Annotated in this window: 28 protein-coding genes; 22 read left to right on the forward strand and 6 right to left on the reverse strand. The window is 65.8% G+C overall.

Features of this window, described 5'->3' with window-relative positions; translation table 11 throughout:
- Positions 1–17: 17 nt before the first annotated feature.
- Both ACNI3Q_RS06230 and pyk read right to left on the reverse strand, forming a co-directional pair.
- Positions 18–1,823 carry a glycoside hydrolase family 127 protein gene (locus tag ACNI3Q_RS06230; RefSeq protein ID WP_426275633.1) on the reverse strand — a complete coding sequence of 602 codons (1,806 nt, stop codon included), beginning with the start codon at positions 1,821–1,823 and terminating at the stop codon, positions 18–20.
- Positions 1,824–2,061: 238 nt separating this feature from the next.
- Positions 2,062–3,522, reverse strand: a complete 1,461-nt coding sequence (gene pyk, locus ACNI3Q_RS06235) for a pyruvate kinase (RefSeq protein ID WP_426274938.1) — start codon at positions 3,520–3,522, stop codon at positions 2,062–2,064.
- 75 nt (positions 3,523–3,597) lie between these two features.
- On the opposite strand from pyk, the gene ACNI3Q_RS06240 reads away from it, so the two are divergent.
- The 17 genes from ACNI3Q_RS06240 (at position 3,598) to ACNI3Q_RS06320 (ending at position 16,417) form a co-directional block, all read left to right on the forward strand.
- Positions 3,598–3,990, forward strand: coding sequence for a DUF1244 domain-containing protein (locus ACNI3Q_RS06240; RefSeq protein WP_426274940.1), 393 nt, complete (start codon positions 3,598–3,600; stop codon positions 3,988–3,990).
- 60 nt (positions 3,991–4,050) lie between these two features.
- Positions 4,051–5,349, forward strand: a complete 1,299-nt coding sequence (locus ACNI3Q_RS06245) for a metal-dependent hydrolase family protein (RefSeq protein ID WP_426274942.1) — start codon at positions 4,051–4,053, stop codon at positions 5,347–5,349.
- An 86-nt stretch (positions 5,350–5,435) separates the two neighbouring features.
- Positions 5,436–5,675, forward strand: a complete 240-nt coding sequence (locus tag ACNI3Q_RS06250; protein WP_260020890.1) for a DUF2312 domain-containing protein — start codon at positions 5,436–5,438, stop codon at positions 5,673–5,675.
- A gap of 30 nt (positions 5,676–5,705) precedes the next feature.
- Positions 5,706–6,026, forward strand: a complete 321-nt coding sequence (locus ACNI3Q_RS06255; protein ID WP_260020892.1) for a heavy metal-binding domain-containing protein — start codon at positions 5,706–5,708, stop codon at positions 6,024–6,026.
- Between the two features lie 137 nt (positions 6,027–6,163).
- A complete protein-coding gene (locus ACNI3Q_RS06260) occupies positions 6,164–6,907 on the forward strand; it encodes a YebC/PmpR family DNA-binding transcriptional regulator (protein WP_260020893.1) in 744 nt (247 codons plus the stop codon).
- The gene (ruvC, locus tag ACNI3Q_RS06265; RefSeq protein ID WP_426275635.1) at positions 6,904–7,398 is read left to right on the forward strand and encodes a crossover junction endodeoxyribonuclease RuvC; all 495 of its coding nucleotides are present in this window, start codon (positions 6,904–6,906) and stop codon (positions 7,396–7,398) included. The genes ACNI3Q_RS06260 and ruvC overlap by 4 nt, the downstream gene beginning before the upstream one ends.
- Before the next feature lie 164 nt (positions 7,399–7,562).
- On the forward strand, positions 7,563–8,165 hold the full coding sequence (ruvA, locus tag ACNI3Q_RS06270) for a Holliday junction branch migration protein RuvA (RefSeq protein WP_426274945.1): 603 nt from the start codon (positions 7,563–7,565) through the stop codon (positions 8,163–8,165).
- 127 nt (positions 8,166–8,292) lie between these two features.
- The gene (locus tag ACNI3Q_RS06275; protein ID WP_426274947.1) at positions 8,293–9,534 is read left to right on the forward strand and encodes an endo-1,4-beta-xylanase; all 1,242 of its coding nucleotides are present in this window, start codon (positions 8,293–8,295) and stop codon (positions 9,532–9,534) included.
- Between the two features lie 50 nt (positions 9,535–9,584).
- Positions 9,585–10,607 (forward strand): Holliday junction branch migration DNA helicase RuvB, encoded by a 1,023-nt coding sequence (ruvB, locus tag ACNI3Q_RS06280; RefSeq protein ID WP_426274949.1) that lies wholly within the window; start codon positions 9,585–9,587, stop codon positions 10,605–10,607.
- Between the two features lie 80 nt (positions 10,608–10,687).
- Entirely contained in the window at positions 10,688–11,164 is a 477-nt protein-coding gene (ybgC, locus tag ACNI3Q_RS06285) for a tol-pal system-associated acyl-CoA thioesterase (RefSeq protein WP_426274951.1), read from the forward strand.
- Positions 11,155–11,841 carry a protein TolQ gene (gene tolQ, locus ACNI3Q_RS06290; RefSeq protein WP_260020900.1) on the forward strand — a complete coding sequence of 229 codons (687 nt, stop codon included), beginning with the start codon at positions 11,155–11,157 and terminating at the stop codon, positions 11,839–11,841. The genes ybgC and tolQ overlap by 10 nt, the downstream gene beginning before the upstream one ends.
- A 6-nt stretch (positions 11,842–11,847) precedes the next feature.
- Positions 11,848–12,285 (forward strand): protein TolR, encoded by a 438-nt coding sequence (gene tolR / locus ACNI3Q_RS06295; RefSeq protein WP_426274953.1) that lies wholly within the window; start codon positions 11,848–11,850, stop codon positions 12,283–12,285.
- 6 nt (positions 12,286–12,291) lie between these two features.
- The gene (locus ACNI3Q_RS06300; protein WP_426274955.1) at positions 12,292–13,167 is read left to right on the forward strand and encodes a cell envelope biogenesis protein TolA; all 876 of its coding nucleotides are present in this window, start codon (positions 12,292–12,294) and stop codon (positions 13,165–13,167) included.
- 71 nt (positions 13,168–13,238) lie between these two features.
- Positions 13,239–14,579, forward strand: coding sequence for a Tol-Pal system beta propeller repeat protein TolB (gene tolB, locus ACNI3Q_RS06305; protein WP_426274957.1), 1,341 nt, complete (start codon positions 13,239–13,241; stop codon positions 14,577–14,579).
- Between the two features lie 69 nt (positions 14,580–14,648).
- Positions 14,649–15,158: a peptidoglycan-associated lipoprotein Pal gene (gene pal, locus ACNI3Q_RS06310; protein ID WP_260020904.1), complete on the forward strand. Its 510-nt coding sequence runs from the start codon at positions 14,649–14,651 to the stop codon at positions 15,156–15,158.
- 134 nt (positions 15,159–15,292) lie between these two features.
- Positions 15,293–16,186, forward strand: a complete 894-nt coding sequence (locus ACNI3Q_RS06315; protein ID WP_426275637.1) for an SPFH domain-containing protein — start codon at positions 15,293–15,295, stop codon at positions 16,184–16,186.
- Positions 16,187–16,195: 9 nt separating this feature from the next.
- The gene (locus ACNI3Q_RS06320; protein ID WP_426274959.1) at positions 16,196–16,417 is read left to right on the forward strand and encodes a type II toxin-antitoxin system antitoxin; all 222 of its coding nucleotides are present in this window, start codon (positions 16,196–16,198) and stop codon (positions 16,415–16,417) included.
- A gap of 11 nt (positions 16,418–16,428) precedes the next feature.
- On the opposite strand, the gene ACNI3Q_RS06325 is transcribed toward ACNI3Q_RS06320, so the two are convergent.
- Genes ACNI3Q_RS06325 through ACNI3Q_RS06335 form a run of 3 tightly spaced genes read right to left on the reverse strand, consistent with a single transcriptional unit; the run spans position 16,429 to position 19,528 of the window.
- A complete protein-coding gene (locus ACNI3Q_RS06325; protein WP_426274961.1) occupies positions 16,429–17,316 on the reverse strand; it encodes a S1/P1 nuclease in 888 nt (295 codons plus the stop codon).
- A complete protein-coding gene (locus tag ACNI3Q_RS06330) occupies positions 17,313–18,299 on the reverse strand; it encodes an isoaspartyl peptidase/L-asparaginase family protein (RefSeq protein ID WP_426275639.1) in 987 nt (328 codons plus the stop codon). The genes ACNI3Q_RS06325 and ACNI3Q_RS06330 overlap by 4 nt, the downstream gene beginning before the upstream one ends.
- Positions 18,300–18,307: 8 nt before the next feature.
- Complete coding sequence (locus tag ACNI3Q_RS06335; RefSeq protein ID WP_426274963.1) at positions 18,308–19,528, reverse strand: acyltransferase family protein; 1,221 nt, start codon at positions 19,526–19,528, stop codon at positions 18,308–18,310.
- Positions 19,529–19,590: 62 nt separating this feature from the next.
- On the opposite strand from ACNI3Q_RS06335, the gene ispG reads away from it, so the two are divergent.
- Genes ispG through ACNI3Q_RS06360 form a run of 5 tightly spaced genes read left to right on the forward strand, consistent with a single transcriptional unit; the run spans position 19,591 to position 22,657 of the window.
- Complete coding sequence (ispG, locus tag ACNI3Q_RS06340; protein ID WP_426274965.1) at positions 19,591–20,712, forward strand: flavodoxin-dependent (E)-4-hydroxy-3-methylbut-2-enyl-diphosphate synthase; 1,122 nt, start codon at positions 19,591–19,593, stop codon at positions 20,710–20,712.
- A gap of 25 nt (positions 20,713–20,737) precedes the next feature.
- Complete coding sequence (locus ACNI3Q_RS06345) at positions 20,738–20,929, forward strand: hypothetical protein (RefSeq protein WP_426274967.1); 192 nt, start codon at positions 20,738–20,740, stop codon at positions 20,927–20,929.
- A gap of 31 nt (positions 20,930–20,960) precedes the next feature.
- On the forward strand, positions 20,961–21,860 hold the full coding sequence (locus ACNI3Q_RS06350) for a DMT family transporter (RefSeq protein WP_426274969.1): 900 nt from the start codon (positions 20,961–20,963) through the stop codon (positions 21,858–21,860).
- On the forward strand, positions 21,860–22,333 hold the full coding sequence (locus tag ACNI3Q_RS06355; protein WP_426275641.1) for a GNAT family N-acetyltransferase: 474 nt from the start codon (positions 21,860–21,862) through the stop codon (positions 22,331–22,333). The genes ACNI3Q_RS06350 and ACNI3Q_RS06355 overlap by 1 nt, the downstream gene beginning before the upstream one ends.
- 3 nt (positions 22,334–22,336) lie before the next feature.
- On the forward strand, positions 22,337–22,657 hold the full coding sequence (locus ACNI3Q_RS06360; protein WP_426274971.1) for a DMT family transporter: 321 nt from the start codon (positions 22,337–22,339) through the stop codon (positions 22,655–22,657).
- A 66-nt stretch (positions 22,658–22,723) separates the two neighbouring features.
- On the opposite strand, the gene ppa is transcribed toward ACNI3Q_RS06360, so the two are convergent.
- Positions 22,724–23,308: an inorganic diphosphatase gene (gene ppa, locus ACNI3Q_RS06365; RefSeq protein ID WP_260020915.1), complete on the reverse strand. Its 585-nt coding sequence runs from the start codon at positions 23,306–23,308 to the stop codon at positions 22,724–22,726.
- Position 23,309: the final 1 nt, after the last annotated feature.

Consider the following 23,309-nt stretch of genomic DNA (forward strand, 5'->3'; position numbering starts at 1 on the left):
CCGCCAGTACCGGTCACTTACCCGTCGCGCTGTTCCAGCCGCCAATAGGTCGCGTAGCGTTCATGCGCGATCCGGTGATACGGGATCATTCGGACAACCGATCCATCCGCCGCCCGCGTCTCGAATGTCAGCGGCCCGTCCATGCGCCGGATCGTGGCTGCCACGCTCTCTGGCGAACCGGCCAGCCGGGGCACCGCGAATGCACTGTTGTTGTAATCGCCATAGCGTCGTTCGTTGACCACGATGTCCGCGCCCGGTGCCAGTCCCTCGCGCCCCAGCGCCCCGGCCAGAACCAGCGGGCCATAGGTAAAGGCAACGATGTCCGCCGCTGCCGGTGCACGGTCGATGCCCACAGCCATCGCCAGCCGTAGCTCGACCGTATCGCCATTCTGCCAGGTCCGCTTGACCTCGACATAACTGCCGGGGCGGGACGATTGCGTAACGGGTTCGCCGTTGACCAGCACTTCGGCGGTCGCGCTCCAGCCCGGATGGCGCAGCTTCAGCGTTGCAGGGGTCGGCCGCGCCGCCTGCCAGCGCAGCGTCGTCGTTGCCTCATCTGGAAAGCGCGTTGTCTGAGTGATCACCGCTTCCTTTTCGCGCCATTGCACAGCGGAGGGTACGAACAGATTGACGACCAGCGTGTCGGCACCGTGAAAATAGATGGAGTCGGTATATTTGACGTGATTTTCCATGCCCGTGCCGGTGCAGCACCAGAAACTGTCTTCGGGCGTGTGGTACAGCTTCATGTATCCGGGACGCGCACCCTGGAAATAGGTGCTCATGCCGGTTTCCGGGTCCTGCGATGCCAGGATGCCGTTATACAGCGTCCGCTCGTAATAGTCGGCATAGCCGGGCTGCGGATCGTGCAGGAACAGCGCGCGGGTCAGGCGCAGCATATTGTGCTGGCAACAGGTTTCCGATCCTTTGGCCGAAAAGACATGGTCGGCGAAATCGGCAGCGGGAAAGAAATGCTCGTTGTCGCCATGTCCGCCGGTGGCAAAGGACCGGGTGGTCGCTACCGTGTGCCAGAAAAAACGCGACGCTTCCCGGTAATCCGGCGTTCCGGTCGCTTCCCATAGCCGCTGATAGCCGATGATCTTTGGAATCTGGGTGTTGGCGTGCAACCCGTCCAGATGGTCGCGCCGCCGCACCAGCGGATTCAGCACTGCCTTGTGTGCAAAGCGTTCGGCAAGCGCGCGATATTCGGCATTGCCGGTCATGTCGTACAGATCGACCAGCACCTCGCTCATGCCGCCATGCTCAGTTTCCAGCATGGCCTCGAACTGGGCATCGCTCAATGGCCGGGTGGCGACCACGGCCCAGTCGGCCAGGCGGATCAGCACGGAGCGCGATGCGGCACTTTCGGCCAGAACCGCCGCATCACGCAGCCCGGCAAAGATCTTGTGCAGCGTGTACCAGGGCACGCCGCTGATCCGCTGGCCGGACAGATGGGCGGTCATCAGGCGCGCGCCGGTGGGAAAGGCGGTGATCAGCCCGCTGTCCGACGCCTGCTGGCATTCGGCGAGTTCGGCAGCGATATGCTCGATCCGCCGCCGATACTCGGCCCGACGACCGGCATCCTGTGTCGACCGGAATGCCAGCGCACAGCCCGACAGATAATGGCCCAGCGTGTGGCCATGGCAGTGAATATCGGCCCAGGTCGCCTCTGATTCCCACCCGCCATAGACCGGGGCCCTGGGCGACAAACCGGCATTGACCCGGAAATTGTGCAGCATCCGGTCCGGGTTCAGCGACAGCAGATAGGTTTCCGTCATCCGCTGGGCGTGCAGGAACGGCCCCTCGGTCAGCGCCACATCGGCCATGTCAAACGGCTGCAGCACAGCGGCTGGCGGCGGGGCAGGGGGAGACTGGGCGGTCCGGGCCGCCGACGCCGCGGTCAGCAGATTGCCAGCCAGCCCCCATGCGCCCGCGGATTTCAGAACCTCGCGCCGGTTCGGCCCGTTACAGCAATGCGTCGACACCGGCCTCTCCTACCCGAACACTTATTTGTCCGAGTAATGCTAGCCCGCCTCGCTCTACTCCGAAAGCCTCAAATCGAAGTCAGGCGGCGCGATAGCCCTTCAGCTCGTCGCCGGTGATGCGCACGACATGGACCAGGTTGGTCGATCCGGGCGTTCCGAACGGCACGCCCGCGCACACGACGACGCGGTCGCCCGCTTGGGCAATACCGTGGCGCAGCGCCATGCGCTTTGCCTTGGCCACCATTTCCTCGAAACTGGCGACATCCTTGGTCTGCACCGCGTGCACACCCCACAACAAGCCCAGCCGCCGGGCGGTCTCCTGTTTCGGGGTCAGCACCATGACCGGGACGGACGGCCGCTCGCGCGCCATGCGCCGGGCGGTCGAACCGGAAATGGTGAAACAGATGATCGCCTTTGCACTGGTCGTCTGGGCGATGTTCTTCGCCGCCTCGGCCAGCGCGTCGGCCGTGGTGGGGTCGGGCGTGGTGACGGTGAAATGCACGCGGTCGCCATGCGCCGGGTCGCGCTCCACGGCCTGTGCGATGGCATCCATCATCGCCACCGATTCGACGGGCCAGGCACCGGCGGCGCTCTCCGCCGACAGCATGATCGCGTCCGCCCCGTCATAAACGGCGGTGGCGACGTCCGATACTTCGGCGCGGGTCGGCGTCGGCGCGGTGATCATCGATTCCAGCATCTGCGTCGCCACGATGACCGGGCGGCCCATGCGCCGGGCGGTCTCCACGATCCGCTTCTGCATCGGCGGCACGGTTTCCGGCGGCAGTTCGACGCCCAGGTCGCCGCGGGCCACCATCACGCCGTCGCACTGTTCGACAATCTCGTCCAGCCGCGCCACCGCGCTCGGCTTTTCGATCTTGGCCAGCAGCGCGGCGCGCCCCTGGATCAGCCGGCGCGCCTCGGCCAGGTCGTCCGGCCGCTGGACAAAGCTGAGCGCGATCCAGTCGACGCCCTGTTCGACGGCAAAGGCGAGATCGCTGCGGTCCTTCTCGGTCAGCGCCGCCATCGGCAGCACCACGTCGGGGACGTTCAGTCCCTTGGAATTGGACAGCGGCCCGCCGACCTGAACCTCGGTGACGATGCGCGTTTCGTCATGTTCCAGCACGCGCAGCTTCAGCTTGCCGTCATCCAGCAACAGGTGCGCGCCTGTCTCGATCGCCTGAAAAATCTCGCGGTGGGGCAATTCCACCCGGGTCGAATCGCCCGGCTCTGCCGACCGGTCCAGCACGAACCGCTGCCCGGTTTCCAGGATGACGCGCCCGTCGGTGAACTTGCCGACGCGCAGTTTCGGGCCCTGCAGATCGGCCAGGATCGTGGTTGGCCGGCCGAACTGCTTTTCCAGGCTGCGGATCGCCTCGATCAACGGAATCTTCGATGCCTGATCGCCGTGACTCATGTTGACGCGGAACGCATCGGCGCCTGCTGCGTAGAGTCTGGCGATCATCTCCGGCGTGCTGCTTGCCGGGCCCAGGGTCGCCAACACGCGGACCTTACGCGAACGGGGGCTGATGGCCATGGTCATGAAATGGGGCAATCCTTGGCTTGTTCTGCCGTGGCTCTAACTCATATTTGATCTGGATCAACAGGAGGGATGACAATGACGACGCTTGCCGATCTGGACGATGCGGTCGCTGCAGCGGCATTCCGGCGGCTGGTCCGCCATCTGCGCCACCGCACGGATGCGGAGAATATCGAGCTGATGGGCCTTGCCGGCTTTTGCCGCAACTGCCTGGCTGACTGGGTTCAGGAGGCGTCCGAGAATACGAATACGCCGCTGGACCGGGACGCTGCCCGGCACCTCATCTACGGGATGCCCGCCGCCGAATGGAAGGCAAAGCATCAAGGCGATGCCACCCCGGAACAGCTGGAACGGATGCGCCTGTCCATGCTGAAAAACCCGGTACCGGAGGCAGAGGCCGCACTGGACGATGCGCTTGCCGATACCTTTCCGGCCAGCGATCCGACTGTGCTTCAGGATCCGTCGCGCTAATCCCTTTCCTTGCCCGCCGGCCGCGTTAGGCTGGCGGCAACAAGGAACAAGGGGATTGCCATGAACCGCCTGATCGCCGCTGCCCTGCTGATGGGGCCCGCCGCCGCTGTTGCCCAGGGGGCGCCCGCGCCGGCCACCTTCATCCATGCCGGGCGGGTCATCGCCGAACCGGGCAAGCCGCCGCTTGGCCCCACCACGATCATCGTTCGCGATGGCAAGGTGGCGGACCTGCGCGATGGCCATGTCGCGCCCGATTCGGGGGGCAGCGTCATTGACCTTCGCGACAAGACGGTGCTGCCCGGCCTTATCGACCTGCACGTCCATCTCTGGGGCTTTCGCGGCGATCCCATCCAGACGCGGGCGACGGCGATCAACCGCGATGTGTCCGACGACCTCATCCATGCCGCCGCCAATGCGAAAAAGACGCTGTCGGCAGGGTTCACCACCGTCCGCGACCTTGGCGGCAATCCGCGCGGCATTCGCGCACTGCGCGACGGGATTGCGCGCGGCGACATTGCCGGCCCGGCGATCGTCAATGCCGGTACGATGATCTCCGTCACAGGCGGCCATGGCGATGGCGCGAACGGCGTGCGCGAGGATATCGCCGACATGATCAAGGATACGCAGGTCAATGTCTGCGACGGCGTCGACGATTGCCGCCGCGCCGTCCGGCAACAGGTGGGCCTGGGCGCACAGGTGATCAAGTTCGCGGCAACCGGCGGCGTGCTGTCCAACGTGTCGGGCGGGCTGGGCCGCGCCATGCAGCCGGAGGAGATGCGCGCGATCATCGACACCGCCCATGCCCTGGGCCGCCGGGTCGCCGCGCACAGCCATGCGGCCGAAGGAACGCGCGCCGCTGTCGATGCGGGCGTGGACACGATCGACCATGGCACCTTTCTGGATGACGAAACGATCCGCCTGATGAAGGCAAAGGGCACCTGGCTCGTCCCCACCATGATGGCCCCGCGTGCCGCGCTGGCGCAGGCGCGCGGCGGCCAGCTGCCCCCCGCGACGATCCCCAAGGCAGAGGAGGCCGCCGCCGCCGCCATCGAAAGCCATCGCCGTGCCATCGCTTCGGGCGTCAAGGTCGCGTTCGGCACCGACACCGGCGTGTCGCCCCATGGCGACAATGCACAGGAATTCGCCCTGATGGTCGAGGCGGGGATGACCCCGGCCCAGGCGATTCGCGCCGCCACGGTCAGCGCCGCCGAAGTGCTGGGCCAGTCGGCCGTGATCGGCACCATCGCGCCGGGCAAGCAGGCGGATCTGATCGCGGTCGACGGCGATCCGCTGGCTGACGTCAAACGCCTTGAAACCGTCGCTTTCGTGATGGCCGACGGGGTTGTCCACAAGGATTGAGGGCAGCGCCGACGATCCCGGTTGAGGCGGCAGGCGTCATTGCCTAAACGCGCTGGCCAACCTCTCACCCCAACCGGGAATCATCCATGAGCGACAACATCTCCGCCGAACAGCTCCGCCTGCTCATCGAACGAATCGAGCGGCTGGAAGAGGAAAAGAAGGGCATCGCCGACGACATCAAGGACGTGTATGGCGAGGCAAAGGCCACCGGCTTCGACGTCAAGACGATGCGCTCCATCGTCCGGCTGAGGAAGATGGAAAAGCATCACCGCGAAGAGGCGGAAATGCTGCTCGAAACATACAAGCAGGCGCTGGGCCTGGTCTAAGGCCCGCCGCTACCGACAGGGAGAGACGCCGTGATCCTTTCGACCACCCCCACCATCCAGGGCCGCGAAATCCGGGAATATCACGGCGTCGTCGCTGGCGAAGTGATCGTCGGCGCCAACCTGTTCCGCGATCTGTTCGCCAATATCCGGGACATCGTCGGCGGCCGTTCGGGCAGCTATGAGCGCGTGTTCCGCGAAGCCCGCGATGGCGCGTTTGCCGAAGTGCAGGCAGAGGCAGCGCGGCTGGGCGCCAACGCCGTGGTCGGTATCGACATCGATTACGAGGTGGTGGGCGACAAGGGGTCGATGCTGATGGTCTCCGTCTCCGGCACCGCCGTCACCCTCGCCTGATCCGACCCGCGATCCTCGGCTGATCCCCCTCGCTCGCTCATCCTGAGCCTGTCGAAGGATGGTGCCGACCTTGTCGAACCGCCGTTCTTTCTTCTAGGGCAGGGGACCGTCCGTTCAACAGACCAAGAAACGAACCCATGGCAGGCCATTCCAAGTTCAAGAACATCATGCACCGCAAGGGCGCTCAGGATAAGAAGCGTTCGGGCATGTTTTCCAAGCTTTCCCGCGAAATCACTGTCGCGGCCAAGATGGGCCTGCCCGATCCCGACATGAACCCGCGCCTGCGCGCCGCGGTCAACGCGGCCAAGGCCCAGTCCATGCCAAAGGACAATATCCAGCGCGCGATCGACAAGGCGTCAAAGGGCGATACCGAGAATTACGAGGAAATCCGGTACGAAGGCTTCGGCCCCGGCGGCGTGTCGCTGATCATCGAGGCGCTGTCCGACAACCGCAACCGCACCGCCACCAATGTGCGGACGGCGGTGTCGAAAAATGGCGGCAACCTCGGCACCGCCGGCTCGGTCAGCCATGCGTTCGACCGGATGGGCCTCATCACCTATCCCGCCAGCGCGGGCGATGCCGACACCGTGTTCGAGGCCGCACTGGAAGCGGGCGCAGAAGATGTGACCAGCAGCGATGAAGGCCACGAAATCTGGACCGCGCAGGACAGCCTGCACGAAGTGGCCAAGGCGCTTGAACCCGTGCTCGGCGAATATGAAGGGGCAAAGCTGGCCTGGCGTCCGCAGACCATGGTAGCCGTCAGCGAAGGCGACGCCGCGACGCTGTTCAAGCTGATCGACGCGCTCGACGACGATGACGATGTCCAGACCGTCTGGGGCAATTACGAAGTCTCTGACGAGGTGATGGAGAAGCTGGGCTGATCATCCTCGGCCTCGATCCCGGCCTTGGTACGACCGGCTGGGGGCTGATCCGGGCAGAGGGCAATCGCCTGTCGCATCTTGCCAACGGGCAGCTCAAGACCGACGCCGGCGCGCCGCTGCCCCGACGCCTTGCCCATCTGGACGCCATGCTCGCTGCGCTGATCGTGGACCATGCGCCCGATGCAGCGGCGGTGGAGGAGGTGTTCGTCAACGCCAACCCGCAATCCACCCTGAAACTGGGCCAGGCGCGCGGCGTGGTCCTGTGCGCCGCTGCGCGGTCGGGCATTGATGTCGGCGAATATGCCGCCCGGCTGGTGAAAAAGGCGGTGGTCGGCGTCGGCAATGCCGAAAAGGCGCAGGTTCATGCCATGGTCGCCCGCCTGCTGCCGGGCGTGAAGATTGCGGGCGCGGACGCGGCCGATGCGCTGGCCGTCGCCATCTGCCATGCCCATCACGCCGCCAGCGCGCGGGCGGTCAGCGGCCGGGCATAACGGCCGCCCCTTTCCTACCCGCCCCTGCTGCTGTTAGCTGGCGGTATGACCCGGCCTGTCCCTCCTGCTCGCTGCACGTTGAAGCCCGATTTTCTGCAGGGGCCATTTCTGAAACCCTGTCATTCTGTCAAAACTGTCAGCCGGTTGACCATGGACGTCCTGCAATGATCGCGCATCTGAAGGGGGAACTGGTCGCCACTGCCGCCGACCATGCGGTGATCGACGTGAACGGCGTCGGCTATCTGGTCGGGGCATCGTCGCGCACGCTGGAGGCGATCGGCGCTGTTGGCGGCACCGTCAAACTGCACACCGAAATGCTGGTGGGAGAGGACTTCATCCGGCTGGTCGGCTTTGCCACGGCGGATGAACGCGACTGGTTCCGCCTGCTTACCGGGGTGCAGGGGGTCGGGGCAAAGGTTGCGCTGGCGATTCTCTCCATCCTGCCGCCCGCCGATCTGCACCGCGCCATTGCGGGTCAGGACAAGGCGATGGTGGCGCGGGCGAACGGTGTCGGCCCGAAACTGGCCGAGCGCATCGTGCGCGAGTTGAAGGACCGGGCAGGAGGCGCGCCGCTTGCCGCCGGGCCGGCCGCCATCGGCGCTGCGCCCGTGGCCGGGCATGGTGCAGATGCTGTCTCCGCGCTCCTCAACCTCGGCTTCCGCCTGGCAGAGGCCAGCGCCGCCGTCCGCGCGGCAGAGGACGCGATCGGCCCCGCCGCGTCGCTCGATGCGCTGGTGCGGGAGGCACTGAAGCGCGCGGCGCGATAGGCTGATGGTAGCGATATCATATTTTGCTTGCCTGCTGGATTGATAGCGATACCATCGACCCCATCAGACCGGATGATCATTCCGGCGATGCTGTGGGCCGCACCCGCGGCCGGGTGGGAGATGGATGATGAAGCCCTATACTCGACGGGAAACGATTGCGCTTGCCGGTGCGCTTGGCCTGACTGCCTGTGGCGGCGGCAGCGGCGGCAGTAGTGGTGGCGGTGGCAGCATTTCCGCGCCTCCGCCGGCCCCTACCCCGGCTCCACCTCCGCCTCCGCCCGCTCCCCCCGCGCCGACACCGACGCCCACCACGACCCTTGCCGCCGCTGCCGCCGCGCGCGGCATGCGCTTCGGATCGACGCTGGCCTGGGCCGCGCCCGGGGCCGACGCGGGATCGTTCAACAACCCGGCCTATGCCGCGCTGCTGGAGCGGGATTGCAAGCTGCTGGTCCCCGAAAACGAGATGAAATGGGAATATCAGTCCAGTGCCGAAAATGTGTACGACTGGCGCCGCGCCGACGAAATGCTCGCCTATGCCGAAAGCAAGGGCATGGAAATGCGTGGCCATGTGATGCTCTGGTACATTCAGGAACGCTTTCCGGCGTGGCTGCGCAATTACGACATGGGCGCCAATCCCCGCGCCACCGCCGAACGGCTGGTGCGCACCCATGTTCAGAATGTCGCCCGGCATTTCGGCAACCGGATCAAGAGCTGGGACGTGGTGAACGAGGCGATTGAGCCCAGTACCGGCGCCGTCCGCACCAACATCCTGCACAATGCGGTGGGCGGCGACAATTCGATCCTAGACCTGGCCTTTCGCACGGCGCGGGCGGAACTGCCGACGGCAGAGCTGGTCTATAATGACTATATGGACTGGGGATCGACCACGCACCGCAACGGGGTACTCAACCTGCTGCGCGGCTTTCGCGACCGCAACGTGCCGGTCGATACGCTCGGCATCCAGTCGCATATCGGCTTTTATTCCTCTGGCACCGCGCAGGATATCGCCAATGCCCAGATTCCGCAGATGCGCGCCTGGCTCGATCAGGTGGTGGCGCTGGGCTACAAGCTGATCATCACCGAATTCGATGTCAGCGATCAGAACCGGTCGGGCAGCATCGCCCAGCGCGACGCGGATGTCGCAACCTATGGCCGCGCCTGGCTCGACCTGCTGTTCAGCTATCCGCAGCTCAGGGACGTGCTTGTCTGGGGCATGAACGACAAATATAGCTGGCTGCAAAACTTCAACCCGCGAACCGACGGCCTGCCGGTCCGCCCCTGTCCCTATGACGCCAACGCCCAGCCGAAACCGCTGTACAGCGCGATTGCCAACGCCTTCAACGCGACGACGACCCGCACCGCGACCTGAGGCACAGCGGGGCGCTTGGCTTCGCGGATGCGAACGGATAAGGAACGGCGGTGACCGATCCCGACCGCATCCTGACTGCCGCCCGCCGCCCGGAGGATGTGGACGCCGCGCTGCGGCCGAAATCGCTGGACGAATTTGTCGGCCAGCGGGCGGCGCGCGAAAATCTGCGCGTGTTCATCGATGCCGCGCGCGGGCGCGGCGATGCCCTGGATCATGTCCTGTTCTTTGGCCCACCGGGGCTTGGCAAGACCACGCTGGCGCAGATCATCGCCCGCGAACTGGGTGTCGGCTTTCGCGCGACCTCCGGCCCAGTCATCGCCAAGTCGGGCGATCTTGCCGCGCTGCTGACCAATCTGGAGGATGGCGACGTCCTGTTCATCGACGAGATTCACCGGCTGAATCCGGCGGTCGAGGAGGTGCTCTATCCCGCGATGGAGGACCGCGCGCTTGACCTGATGATCGGGGAGGGGCCGTCGGCCCGCTCGGTGCGCATCGACCTGCCGCGCTTTACTCTGGTTGGCGCAACGACGCGGCAGGGATTGTTGACGACGCCGCTGCGCGACCGGTTCGGCATCCCGGTGCGCCTGCAATTCTATACGGTGGACGAACTGGAACGAGTGGTCACCCGCGCCGCCGGGCTGCTCGATCTGGCCATCGCCCCCGATGGCGCGCGAGAGGTTGCGCGCCGGTCGCGGGGCACGCCGCGCATCGCGGGCCGGCTGCTGCGGCGGGTGCGCGACTTTGCCAATGTCGCGGGCGCGCCGATCGTCGATGCTGCCGTTGCCGATGCGGCGCTCAACCGGCTGGAGGTCGATGCCCTGGGCCTTGACGCAATGGACCGGCGCTATCTGGCGATGATCGCCGATGTCTATCGCGGCGGGCCGGTGGGGGTGGAAACGCTGGCCGCCGGCCTGTCCGAACCGCGCGACACGGTGGAAGAGGTGATCGAGCCCTATCTGATCCAGATCGGCATGATCGCGCGCACCGCGCGGGGCCGTTGCCTGAACGGTCTGGCGTGGCGGCATCTGGGCCTTGAACCGCCGCAAGGGAGCCAGGACGGCCTTTTCGACTGACGTCAGACCGCCCGAAAGCGCGGCCGCTCGCCGCTTATGGGGTTTCCCCCGCGCGCGTTCATGGGTAGCAGCGGTGCGGCATGGACGGACCTGGCGACGATCTACCGGCACAAGGCCGCTTTGACGGGCTGGAACACCGGTTCCCGCTGCGCGTCTATTTCGAGGATACGGACCTGTCCGGTATCGTCTATCACGCCAACTATCTGCGGTTCATGGAACGGGCACGATCGGATATGCTGCGCACCGCCGGGATCGATCAGCGCGCGGCCCATGAAGCGGGTGAGGGCGTCTATGCCATTCGCGACGTCAAGCTGCGCTATGTTGCACCGGCACGGCTCGGCGATGCGCTGCTGATCGTCAGCCGCGTGATCGCGGTCCGCGCCGCGGCGGTCACCATTCATCAACGGGTCATGCGCGGCACTGACTTACTGGTCGATGCAAAGGTCGAGGCGGTGTTCGTCACGCCCGCCGGTCGGCCACGGCGTCAGCCGGCGGACTGGCTGGTCCGATTCGCGCCGCTGATCTGGCAGGGGAAACAGGAAACATCATGGAATTGAATCTCGCCACCGATCCCGCGTCGCTATCGCCGCTGGCGCTGTTTCTGCAGGCGGATATTGTCGTCAAGATCGTGATGATCGGCCTGGCGGCTGCCAGCCTGTGGACCTGGTCGATCATCATTGCGTTCGTCCTGCGGCTGGGCGGGGTCCACCGGTCCATCGCCCGGTTCGAACGGGATTTCGACCGGGCACAGGATATCGACCTGCTCTATCGCCAGCGTGCCGATGGCGACACCGCGATCGAGCGCGTCTTTGCCGCCGGTGTCGATGAATGGCGAAAGTCGACTGCCGGTCACCGCATCGACCGCGAAGGAACGCGCGAACGCCTTGCCACCGCAATGGCGGGCCGTGTGGCGCTGGAGGTGGAAAAGCTGTCGGATCGCCTCAACTGGCTGGCGACCATCGGATCGGTCGCCCCCTTTGTCGGCCTGTTCGGCACCGTCTGGGGCATCATGCGCAGCTTTACCGCGATCGCGGCGGAACAGAATACCGCGCTTGCCGTCGTCGCGCCGGGCATTGCAGAGGCGCTGTTTGCGACCGCCATCGGCTTGTTCGCGGCCATTCCGGCGGTAATCGCCTACAACCGCTTTGGCCACCGCATCAACGGCGTCGAATCCCGGCTGATGCGCTTTGCCGATCGCTTTCATCTTCAGCTGTCGCGCCAGCTGGAAGGATAATCGGCGATGGCGATGAACCTGCCCTCTGCCCGTGCCAAGGGCCGCCGCGCGCCGATGGCGGAAATCAACGTGACGCCGCTGGTCGACGTCATGCTGGTCCTGCTCATCATCTTCATGGTCACGGCCCCGCTGCTGACCGCCGGGGTGTCGGTGAACCTGCCCGACAGCCGGGCCAAGGCGGTGGATCAGGATCAGGAACCCGTTGCGATTTCCATCGACGAAACCGGTGCGGTGTTCGTCGGGGAACAGGCGGTGGCGGCCGATGCGCTGCCCGGCCAGCTGCAGGCGATTGCCGCCCGCGCCGTTGATGGCCGTCCGCCGCAGATTCTGCTGCGGGCCGACCGCAGCCTCGACTACGGCCGGGTGATGGTGGTGATGGGCGAGCTTAACCGCGTGGGTCTGACCCGCGTGGCGTTGGTCACCACGCAGGGCGAGGGGCGCTGACGCGGCATGGCCCGGGCGGACCGCAGCGAATGGATCGGCTTTGGCGTCGCAGTGCTGGCGCATCTGGCGCTGTTCGCCCTGTTGTCGGTGTTCCTGTCCCGGCCAGCCACCAATGAACGGGTCAGCGCGCCGATGGACGTGTCGCTCGTCGACGATGTGGCCCTGATTTCTCAGGCGCCGCCAACGACCGAGGCGCCGGCCACCTCTGTCGCCCCCGATTTCGGCCCGCCGGAAGACGCCGCCGCACCCGAACCGGTGCCGGAAACGCCCGCCCCCGCGCCCGTTGCTAAGACGGAAGCGCCAGCGCCTAAGCCCGTGCCAAAGCCGGTGCCGCCAAAGGCGCAGCCAAAGCCGCCTGCGGCCAAGGCGGATCGATCGCCCCGCCCCGAAACGCCCGCCCGGCCCGCGCCGAAATCCGCCCAGGCGGCAAGCAAGCAGGCGGGCACGGCCAAGAGTAGCAATCAGGCCCGGCCCACCGGCGGCCGGCTGGGCGACAATTTCCTGAAGGGGATCGTCGCCAATGAAAGCCCCGGCAAGGGGGCGACGCCGCGGGGCGAACAAGTGGGGGCACAGGCCGTGGCCAATCTGGCCCAGGCGATCCAGCGTCAGGTGCAGCCCTGTGCCAACCGCATCCCCAATCCGGGGCCTGGCGCCAACGAAATCCGCTCGCGCATCCGGCTTCAGCTGTCGCCCGACGGTACCATGGCCGCCCGGCCGCAGCTGCGCGGGCAGACCGGCGTGACCGACGAAAACCGCCGCTATTCCCAACGCGTCGCCGAACTGGCGATTGCCGCGTTCATTCAGTGCGCACCCTATGAACTGCCCGCCGATCTGTATGCCGGGGGTTGGGAGGATATCATCATCAATTACCGGCTGCCGTGATGCGCCTTCCTTCCGCCTTGATTGACCGTTTCAATGCCAAGCCGCCGGCCCGTGCCGGACGAGGAGATGTGATGAGTAACTGGCTGAACCCGCTGATCCGCGCCGCTGCCGCAGCGATGATGCTCGGCCTTGGCGCCGCGCCCGCGCTGGCGCAGGTCGAGGTGGATATCGTCGGCGGCATTTCGGCGCCGGCCCCCATCGCCGTCCCCGCCATGCCCACGCCTCAGGTCGCCGCGACGCCCGCCGGATCGACGGACGAGCTGGGGCGGAAGGTGGCGCAGATCATCACCACCAACCTCACCAATTCCGGCCTGTTCAAGCCGCTTGGCCCCGGCCAGCTGCGCGCGCCCGACTTTGCTCAGGTGACGGCCCCCGATTTCGCCTATTGGGGCGGCACCGGCGCACAGACGCTGGTTCAGGGATATGTCCGCGCCAATGGCAACGGCACGCTGACGGTCGGCTGCTACCTGTATGACGTGTTCGCCCGCACCGAACTGACGCGGCAGGGCTTTGTCGTGACGCCCGCCGACTGGCGGCGCGCGGCGCATAAATGCTCCGACGCCATTTACACCCGGCTGACCGGCGAAGGCCCCTATTTCGACAGCCGCATCGTGTACATCAGCGAAACCGGTCCCAAGGGAAAGCGGATCAAGCGGTTGGCGATCATGGATCAGGACGGCGAAAATCACCGCTTCCTCACCAATGGCCAGTCGATCGTGCTGACCCCGCGCCTGTCGCGGGACAATCGCCAGATCGTGTACATGAGCTATCTGAACGATAAGCCGACGCTCTATGTCTACGATCTGGAGAACGGGCGTCAGCGGGCGCTGGTCAGCAATGTCAGCCTCGCCTTTGCGCCGCGCTTTTCGCCCGATGCGCGCTGGGTGCTGTTTTCGATGGCGGTGAACGGCAACACCGACCTGCACCGCGTGTCGACCCAGGGCGGCCGGCCGGAACAACTGACCACGGCACCCGGCATCGACACCGGCGGCAGCTATTCGCCCGACGGCAACCGCATCGTTTTCGAAAGCGACCGGTCGGGCACGCAGCAGCTTTATGTCATGAATGCCGACGGATCGAACCAGCAGCGCATCAGCTTTGGCGGCGGCCGCTATGCCACCCCGGCATGGAGCCCGCGCGGCGACCAGATCGCGTTCACGAAGATCGGCGGCGGTGCATTCCGCATCGGCGTCATGTCTCCGTCCGGCGGCGGCGAAAAGCTGCTGACCGAGGCATGGGGCGATGAAGGGCCGAACTGGGCACCCAATGGCCGCGTCCTCACCTATTTCCGTTCGGCCCAGGGTTCGGGTCGGGGCGATGTGTGGATCGTCGACCTGACCGGGGTCAACGAACGCCGCGTGCCGACTCCGCTGGATGGATCGGATCCCGATTGGGGGGCGCTGCGTCCCTGATCGCCGGGATCAATTCATCCGCTTCATCCGTTACACGATCAAACCAATCTGCGAACAAAGGAGAACGATATGGCCCGTCTGACCGCCACGATCCTGGTATCCGCGGCGCTGATCGCGACCGCCGGTTGCGCCAAGAAGCGCCCCGAGGTGCTGCCGCCCGGCCCCGGCGATACCGGCGCAGGCGCGGTGACGCCCACGCCCTCGACCGGTCCCGTCCCCGGATCGCGTGAGGATTTCATGGCCAGCGTGGCATCCGACACGGTCAATTTCGACCTGGACCGTTATCAGATCGATTCGCGTGCCGCTCAGATCCTGGATAGCCAGGCCCAGTGGCTGCAGCGTTACCCCAATGTCCGCATCACCATCGAGGGGCATTGCGACGAACGCGGCACGCGCGAATACAATCTGGCACTGGGGGACCGCCGCGCCAATGCAGCCGCCAATTACCTGGCGGCGCGCGGCATCGCGCCCTCGCGCATCACGACGATCAGCTATGGCAAGGAACGGCCCCTGGCACTGGGGTCGGACGACACCAGCTGGGCGCAGAACCGCCGCGCGGTGACGATCACGCTGCAATAACGCGGCGGTCCAATTGCAGGATCTGGGGGGGCGTTCCGGGATCGGGACGCCCCCTTTTCGTTGCGGTTCCGAATCCGCTTGCCGACCTTCAAGGATGATATTAAAGTGATATCATAATTTATCGGGAGGTCGTGATGGTTGATCAAGGGGTGGGCGCGCTGAACCGCAGTCTGGAGCGGCCCGCGCAGACGATGAGCGGATACGTCCATCTGCTCGTGCTGCTGGTGCTGGCGGCCGCGACGGTGCTGGGCATCGGCGCGGTGGAGGCAAAGGGCGCACGGGTGCTGATCGTTGCGATCGGTGCGACGCTGTTCCTGTTCTGGTCATGCGGGTTTTACCTGTTGCAACCCAATCAGGCGGCGGCGATCCTGTTGTTCGGCGATTACAGGGGCACGGACCGTACGACGGGCCTGCGCTGGACATGGCCGTGGATGACCAAGAAAAAGGTGTCGGTGCGCATTCACAATGTCACCTCCGAACGGATCAAGGTGAACGATCAGCGCGGCAATCCGATCGAGATTGCATCCAACGTCGTCTGGCGTGTGGCCGATACGGCGCAGGCACTGTTCGATGTGGATGATTACAAGGCGTTCGTGAACGTGCAGATCGAAAGCGCGGTCCGCGCGATCGGCAGCCGCTATCCCTATGACGATTTCGAATCGGAACAGGTGACGCTGCGCGGCGATGCCGACACGATCAGCAATGAATTGCAGGTCGAATTGCAGGATCGGGTTGCGATGGCCGGCGTGCGCATCGACGAATGCCGCCTGACCCACCTGGCCTATGCACAGGAAATCGCCCAGGCGATGCTGCGCCGCCAGCAGGCAGAGGCAGTGATCGCCGCCCGCATGAAGCTGGTCGAAGGGGCCGTCGGCATGGTCGAACTGGCGCTGGAGCAGCTGTCGGCCAAGAATGTGGTCGAGCTGGACGACGAACGCCGGGCGGCGATGGTATCAAACCTGATGGTCGTGCTGTGCGCCGAACGCGATACCCAGCCGGTGGTCAACGCCGGGTCGTTGTACCAATAGAGACCGGCGATGGTGCCGCCGAAAAAAGCCTTTCCGCTGAGGCTCGATCCGGTGCTGTACGCCGCGATCGAGCGGTCGGCGGCGGGCGACCTGCGCAGCGTCAACGCACAGGTCGAATGCCTGCTGCGCGAGGCGCTGGCGCGGCGCGGCGTCAAACTGGCCGAGCCCGAACGCGCCCGGCGGGGCCGCCCGCCAAAGGGCGGGGAGCATGGCGACGACATGGAGGGATGAGCTTTGCCGGATCAGCGGCGTCGCCGCTGTTCCCGGCTGTCGAAGCTGTTGGCCGGATCGAATGCTTCGTCCAGCAGCCGGGCGAGCCGCACGCCGCCCCGCACCACCTGATCCCGGGCCGCGGGGACGGCGGCGGCGATCTGGTCATCGCTCAGCACGGATCGTTCCGGCCCCTTGGCGCACGGATCGCCGCCCATCGCCTGGGCATAGGCGACATCACGGCTGACCTGCCAGCTTTCGCGGCTCCAGTCCTCGACACTTCCCTTTGCCAGTTCCGCCCGCTCTGCGGGTGAATAGGCGCGAACGGCTGGCGGCGGTGTGGTGATCGCCCGTTCAGCCAGCGGCCCGTCCCACAGGCTGTGCAGGTTGAACCGTTCGGGCGCGTAAAGGCCATAGCCCGCCTTGACCCGGTTGCCGCCCAGGTCGCCGCGATCGCCCGCATGAAGCGGCTGGTGCAGATCGCCGACGAAATGGATGAGGAACGCCAGTGCCATCACCTTTTCCCGCTGCGGCACGGCGCGATCCTGAAGCAGGCGCAGGTTGCGATCGATCTGGGCGGACACGCAGTTTCCGTCCTTGCACGCGGCCTTCAGGTCGAACGGCTTGCACACATCGACATTCTGGTAATGCCAGCTGCTGGCATAGCTGAACCGTTCGCCAAGCGGCTTGATGCAGTCGGCCCAGACGCTGGCTTCCTCCATCGTCCGGGCCGGGCATTGCGGCGTTTCGAGCAAGGACTGGCGGGCCAGCAGACGGGTAACGGCGGCGCGGGTCGAAGGGCGGATATTGTCGCGGGCGATCCGCGCGACGCTTTCGTGCCCGAACTCCCAATAGGCCATGACCGGCGCGGCGATCATGGCCAGGATCAGTGCGCCGATGAGGGAAAGGTGGCGGATCATCGCTCGTCCCCGTAAATCGCGACCGTCCGTTCGCCCCCGGCCGTCGCGCTGCCGCGATACATGCCGGGGGTATTGAAGCTCCAGGCGATCTCGCCCGACGGACCGGTGACGATCACGCCGCCGGTGCCGCCCAGCGCCCGCGTTTCTGCCATCACGGTGTCGGCAGCCTGTTTCAGCGTGTCTCCGGCGAACCGGACCCGCGCACAGATTTCATGGGCAACGCCCTCGCGGATGAAAAACTCGCCCGCGCCGGTGGCGGAAACGGCGCAGGCGCGATCGTCGGCATAAGTGCCCGCGCCGATCAGGGGCGAGTCGCCAACCCGGCCCCATCGCTTGCCGGTCACTCCGCCGGTCGAGGTGGCGGCGGCGACATGGCCCTGTGCGTCGCGGGCGACAGCGCCGACCGTGCCGTATTTCATGTCGACATCGAACCAGCTGGTCTTTTGCGCCTTCATCTTTTCAAGCTGCTGGCGGCGCTCTTCGGTGGCGAACCATTCGGGTCCGGCCTGTTCCAGCCCCTGTTCGCGGCTGAAGGTATCGGCGCCCTTTCCTGCCAGCATGACATGGGGGCTTGCCTCCATCACCCGGCGGGCCAAACCGATCGGGTTCTTCGTCGCGGTGACCCCGGCTACTGCGCCCGCCGCGCGCGTCGAACCATCCATGATCGCCGCATCAAGCTCGTTCGTCCCTTCATAGGTGAACACGGCCCCGCGCCCCGCGTTGAATGCGGGATCATCCTCAAGCACGCGAACCGCCGCTTCGACGGCGTCCACCGCACTGCCACCGGCATCCAACACCTTGGAACCGGCATCCAGTGCGGCATTCAGCCCGGCACGGGCCGCCGCCTCGCGTTCGGGGGTCATCTTGTCGCGTTCGATCACCCCGGCCCCGCCATGGATGACAAGCGTCCAGCGGGGCGGTTCCTGGGCAGTGGCGGGGGCAGACATGATCCATACTCCAATCAGCAACAACAGGCGCATCATCCACTCCATCAGACTGCGGCCACCGGGCGGGGCATCGGCAGATGCGGCCGCTTGCGGCGCAGGCCGATCAGCGGGCGCAGCCAGGGCAGCGTGCGTCCCACCCCATAGAAAAGCCAGCATCCGGCCACCGTCACCGCGACCGTCGCCAGAAACTCCGCCCATCCCGGCAGGGCCAGCGGCACCAGCCAGAAAATCGCCAGGATGATGATCGTCTGATGGATCAGGTAAAAGGGGAAAACAGCCTCGGTCAGCATCGGCCGGATGGGATGATCCCGGTTCCAGAATCGTTCCGCAATGCCGATCATTGCCACGATCGCGCACCATTGCTGGGTGGCATGGGCGGCGGCATATGGGGCGATGAAAGCGTTCGGCACCGGCATGTCGCCCGGCCAGGCAAGCTCGGCATAGACCTTGAAGCCATAGGCCAGCGCCGCAACCGCCGCCGTTACCGGCCACCAGCGCCGGATGGCGGCCATCGCCTGTCCGGACCGCGCCAGGGCAAAACCGAACAGAAAGCCGGGCAGATACATCAGATGGGCGATGTAATCGTCGAACAGGGCGTGCGTTTCGCCCCGGAACGGGAACCACAGGACGTGGACGCACAGCAGCCAGCCGAGCGGGATCAGCACCACGCCCATTCCGCCGCCAATGCTCATGGCCCGGTCGAACAATCGCTGCGCCCGCCCGCCGCCGGGCAGCAGCACGATCAGGGCCAGCAGCAGTGTGTACACCCATAGATAGACGATGAACCACAGATGGTTCCATGTGGGCAGGACCAGGCCGAACAGTTTCCCGAACCGGAAATAGTCCGTGGTCCAGAAATGCCAGTAGCTTTGCGGATAGCCGAATTTCGTCACCAGCTCGACCCAGGGCTGGGGCGGCACGATGACGATCACGCCGAACAACAGCGGCAGGACAAGCCGCAGCGTGCGGTTGCCGGTAAAGCTGGCGATGCCGCTCGACCGTTCCAGAAGCGCGCGGCTGGCATAGCCCGACACGACGAACAACAGGCCCAGCCGCCACGCATTGACCGCCAGCATCGGAATGGTCGTCCAGTCCGCACCCGATGGCGACTTCACGTGAAAGCCCCAGGGCACATAGACCATGCCGATATGATAGAGAATCAGGATGGCGAACGCCCCGATGCGCAGCCAGTCCATGCCGTGGTGCCGCGCGACCGGATCCGTTACCCGCGCCTGTCGCGCCGCGCCCGCACCACCGTCTTTCATGCCGCCCGCCTTACGGGTATAGCGGCGCGAACGAAAGCTGCCTTCTTAGCCGGGAAATCTTCATGTCTGTCCGTCCCTGGCGCGATATCGCGCGACGCCCCTGCCGCCAGATCATGGTCGGCAATGTCCCCGTGGGCGGCGATGCGCCGGTGACGGTGCAGACCATGACCAACACGCCAACCACCGATGTGAAGGCGACGGTCGATCAGATCCGCCGGTGTGAAGAGGCGGGCGTGGACATCATCCGCGTGTCCGTGCCGGACGTGGAAAGCAGCACCGCGCTGAAACAGATCGTTCGCGCATCCCGCGTGCCGATCGTCGCGGACATCCATTTCCACTACAAGCGTGCGCTGGAAGCGGCGGATGCAGGGGCGGCCTGTCTGCGCATCAATCCCGGCAATATCGGCAGCGCCGACCGGGTCCGCGAAGTGGTCAACGCGGCCAAGGCCAATGGGTGTGCGATCCGCATCGGCGTGAACGCCGGCAGCCTGGAAAAGGACCTTCTGGAAAAATATGGCGAGCCGTGCCCGGAGGCGCTGGTCGAAAGCGCGCTCGACCACATCAAGCTGCTGCAGGACCATGATTTCCACGATTACAAGGTCGCGGTGAAGGCGTCGGACGTGTTTCTGGCCGTCGCCGCCTATCAGCAGCTGGCAGAGGCGGTGGATTGCCCCCTGCATCTGGGCATTACCGAAGCGGGCGGGTTCGTCGGCGGGACGGTCAAGAGCGCGATCGGCATCGGATCGCTGCTGTGGTTCGGCATCGGCGATACCATTCGCGTATCGCTGTCGGCCGAGCCGGAGGACGAGGTGCGCGTCGGGTTCGAGATCCTGAAGGCGCTGGGGATCCGCAACCGCGGCGTCCGCGTCGTTTCATGCCCCAGCTGCGCCCGGCAGGGGTTCGACGTGATCCGCACGGTCCAGGCGCTGGAGGAACGGCTTCAGCACATTCGCACGCCCATGTCGCTGTCGGTGCTGGGCTGCGTCGTGAATGGTCCAGGCGAGGCGCGGGAAACCGATATCGGCCTGACCGGCGGCGGCAATGGCAAGCATATGGTGTATCTGTCGGGCGTCACCGACCACACCGTCGAAAGCGCGGACATGCTGGACCACATCGTCAAGCTGGTCGAGGCAAAGGCAGCGGAGATCGAAGCGGCGAGCGCGCCCGCCGTTGCTGCGGAATAACCCTGTGTTGCGGGGGGCTACTGCTGTGCTGGCGATCCTGGCGACTGCGCTGCCGGTTGCCGCGCACGCACCCGACGACCGGCTGCTGGCGGGGATGAAGGCATTGCGGAACGGCCGGTCGCCGCATCCGATGATCGAGGCGGGCGCATGCCGCCGCTTTGCCGATGCCGCCGAGGCGCGGCTGGACAAACGACTGGCGGACGAGCGCGGCGGTTGACGCCGGGGGCGGGCACCTTCAAGCGCGGGGCATGACCCGCCCTGCCACCGCCCCCATCATCGCCTTTGCCATGGGCTGTGTCGGCATCGCCCTGTTTTCCGGCATGGATGCGATCATGAAGGCGCAGAGCATCGCCATCGGCGCCTATAGCGCAATGTTCTGGCGCTCGCTGCTCGGCTCCGTGCTGGGCGGTGCGATCTTTTTCGGCGGGGGCGGGCGGTTGCCCGGATGGCGAGCGCTGCGGCTCCACCTGATCCGGGGCAGTTTCGGCGCATTGTCCATCGTCCTGTTTTTCTGGGGACTGACGCGGGTGCCGCTGGCACAGGGCATTGCGCTTGCCTTTATCTCGCCGCTGGTCGCCATCGGGCTGGCCGCCCTTGTGCTGAAGGAACAGGTCGGGCGGGCCGCCATCATCGGTTCGGTCACCGCCTTTGCCGGGGTCGGCGTCATCCTGATCGGACAGGCGCAGGCGGAAATGGGGCCGGACGCGTTTCGCGGGGCCATCGCCATCCTGATCGCGGCCATGCTGTACGGCGCATCCAACGTCATGCTGCGCGTGCAGGCCCAGTCGGCAAGCCCGTTGGAGGTCGCCTTTGCCACCAATTTCGTCTTTTTCCTCTGCTATCTGGCGGCGACGCCGTTCGTCGCGCTGATGCCGATGGCGGGATGGGGCGGCACGGGGTGGATTGCGGCAGCCGCCGTGCTGGCGCTGGTGTCGATCCAGGCGCTGGCCTGGGCCTATGCCCGCGCCGATGCCAGCTATCTGGCCCCGGTGGAATATACCGCTTTTGCCTGGGCGGCGCTGCTCGGCTGGCTGGTGTTCGCAGAGGTCGTGTCGCCATGGACGGTGGCGGGCGCGTCGCTGATCGTTGCGGGGTGCATCCTGGCAGCGCGGAGCAAGACCGTCAAAGGCGTGGAGGCGGCGATATGATGGTGCGTGCGGCTGGGCCCGGCGATGTGGGCACCATTCTGCGGTTCGTGCGCGAACTTGCCGAATATGAGCGTGAGCCCGATGCCGTAAAGGCCGACGAGGCGATGATGACGGACGCGCTGTTCGGCGAACGCCCCGCGGCCGAGGCGCTGATCGCCGAAGCGGCTGGCGAGCCGGTTGGCTTTGCGTTGTTCTTCCACAATTTCTCGACCTGGGAGGGGCGGCGCGGCCTGTATCTTGAGGATTTGTACGTCACGCCCGCCGCGCGCGGATCGGGCGCGGGCAAGGCCCTGCTGAAGGCGTGTGCGCGGATCGCGATCGAACGCGGCTGTGCCCGGTTTGAATGGGCGGTGCTGGACTGGAACCGGCCCGCGATCGACTTTTACCGGGCGATGGGCGCGGTCGGCATGGACGAATGGACGGTGCAGCGGGTCAGCGGCGATGCGCTGGCCCGGCTGGCAAAGGAGGACTGAACGATGGCATGGGTCTGGCTGATCCTGGGTGGATTGTTCGAAGTGGGGTTCACCACCAGCCTTCGCCATGTCGACGGCTTTCGCAGCCTGCCCTGGACGATCGCCTTTCTGGTCAGCGTCACCCTGTCGATGCTGCTGCTGGAAATCGCGGCGCGCACGATTCCCATGGGCACGGCCTATACCGTCTGGGTTGGGATCGGCGCGCTCGGCACGATCCTGGTCGGCATCCTTGCCTATGGCGAAAGCGCAACGCCGGTGCGGCTGTTGCTGATGCTGGCGCTGATCGGTTGTATCGTCGGGCTGAAGCTGACGGCGGGTAAATAGGGCCGGACAGCAAAGGGGCCGACGCACCATCGGTGCACCGGCCCCATTTCAAACAGCTTGAACGGTTCAGCCCTGAGCGGTTTCGACGCCGGTCTGATCGACGGATTCGGCCGCAGCCTCCTTGTCCTGCTTGTAGCGTTCGATCGCTTCAAGCGTGATGCGGCGCGCATCTTCCGCCCCGCCCCAGGTGCCGACGCGGACCCACTTCTTCTTTTCGAGGTCCTTGTAGTGGGTAAAGAAATGCTCGATCTGCTCCATCACGATACCGGGCAGATCGTCCTTTTCCATCACGTTGGAATAATAGGGAAAGACAGTGTCATGCGGCACGCAGATCAGCTTTTCGTCGCCGCCCGCTTCGTCTTCCAGGTTCAGGACCGCGATGGGGCGGGCCGCAACGACGCAGCCGGGGACGAAGGGCGAGCGGGCGATGACCAGCGCGTCCAGCGGATCGCCATCGGGCGACAGCGTGTGCGGCACGAACCCGTAATTGGCCGGATAGCGCATCGGGGTGTGCAGGATGCGATCGACAAACAACGCACCCGACGCCTTGTCGAACTCATATTTCACCGGCTCGCCGCCGGTCGGCACTTCGATGATGACGTTCAGGCTGTTCGGCGGATCATTGCCGACCGGCACCATGTCGATACGCATT

It is taken from the genome of Sphingomonas eleionomae (assembly GCF_049889035.1).
Taxonomy (GTDB): Bacteria; Pseudomonadota; Alphaproteobacteria; order Sphingomonadales; family Sphingomonadaceae; genus Sphingomonas.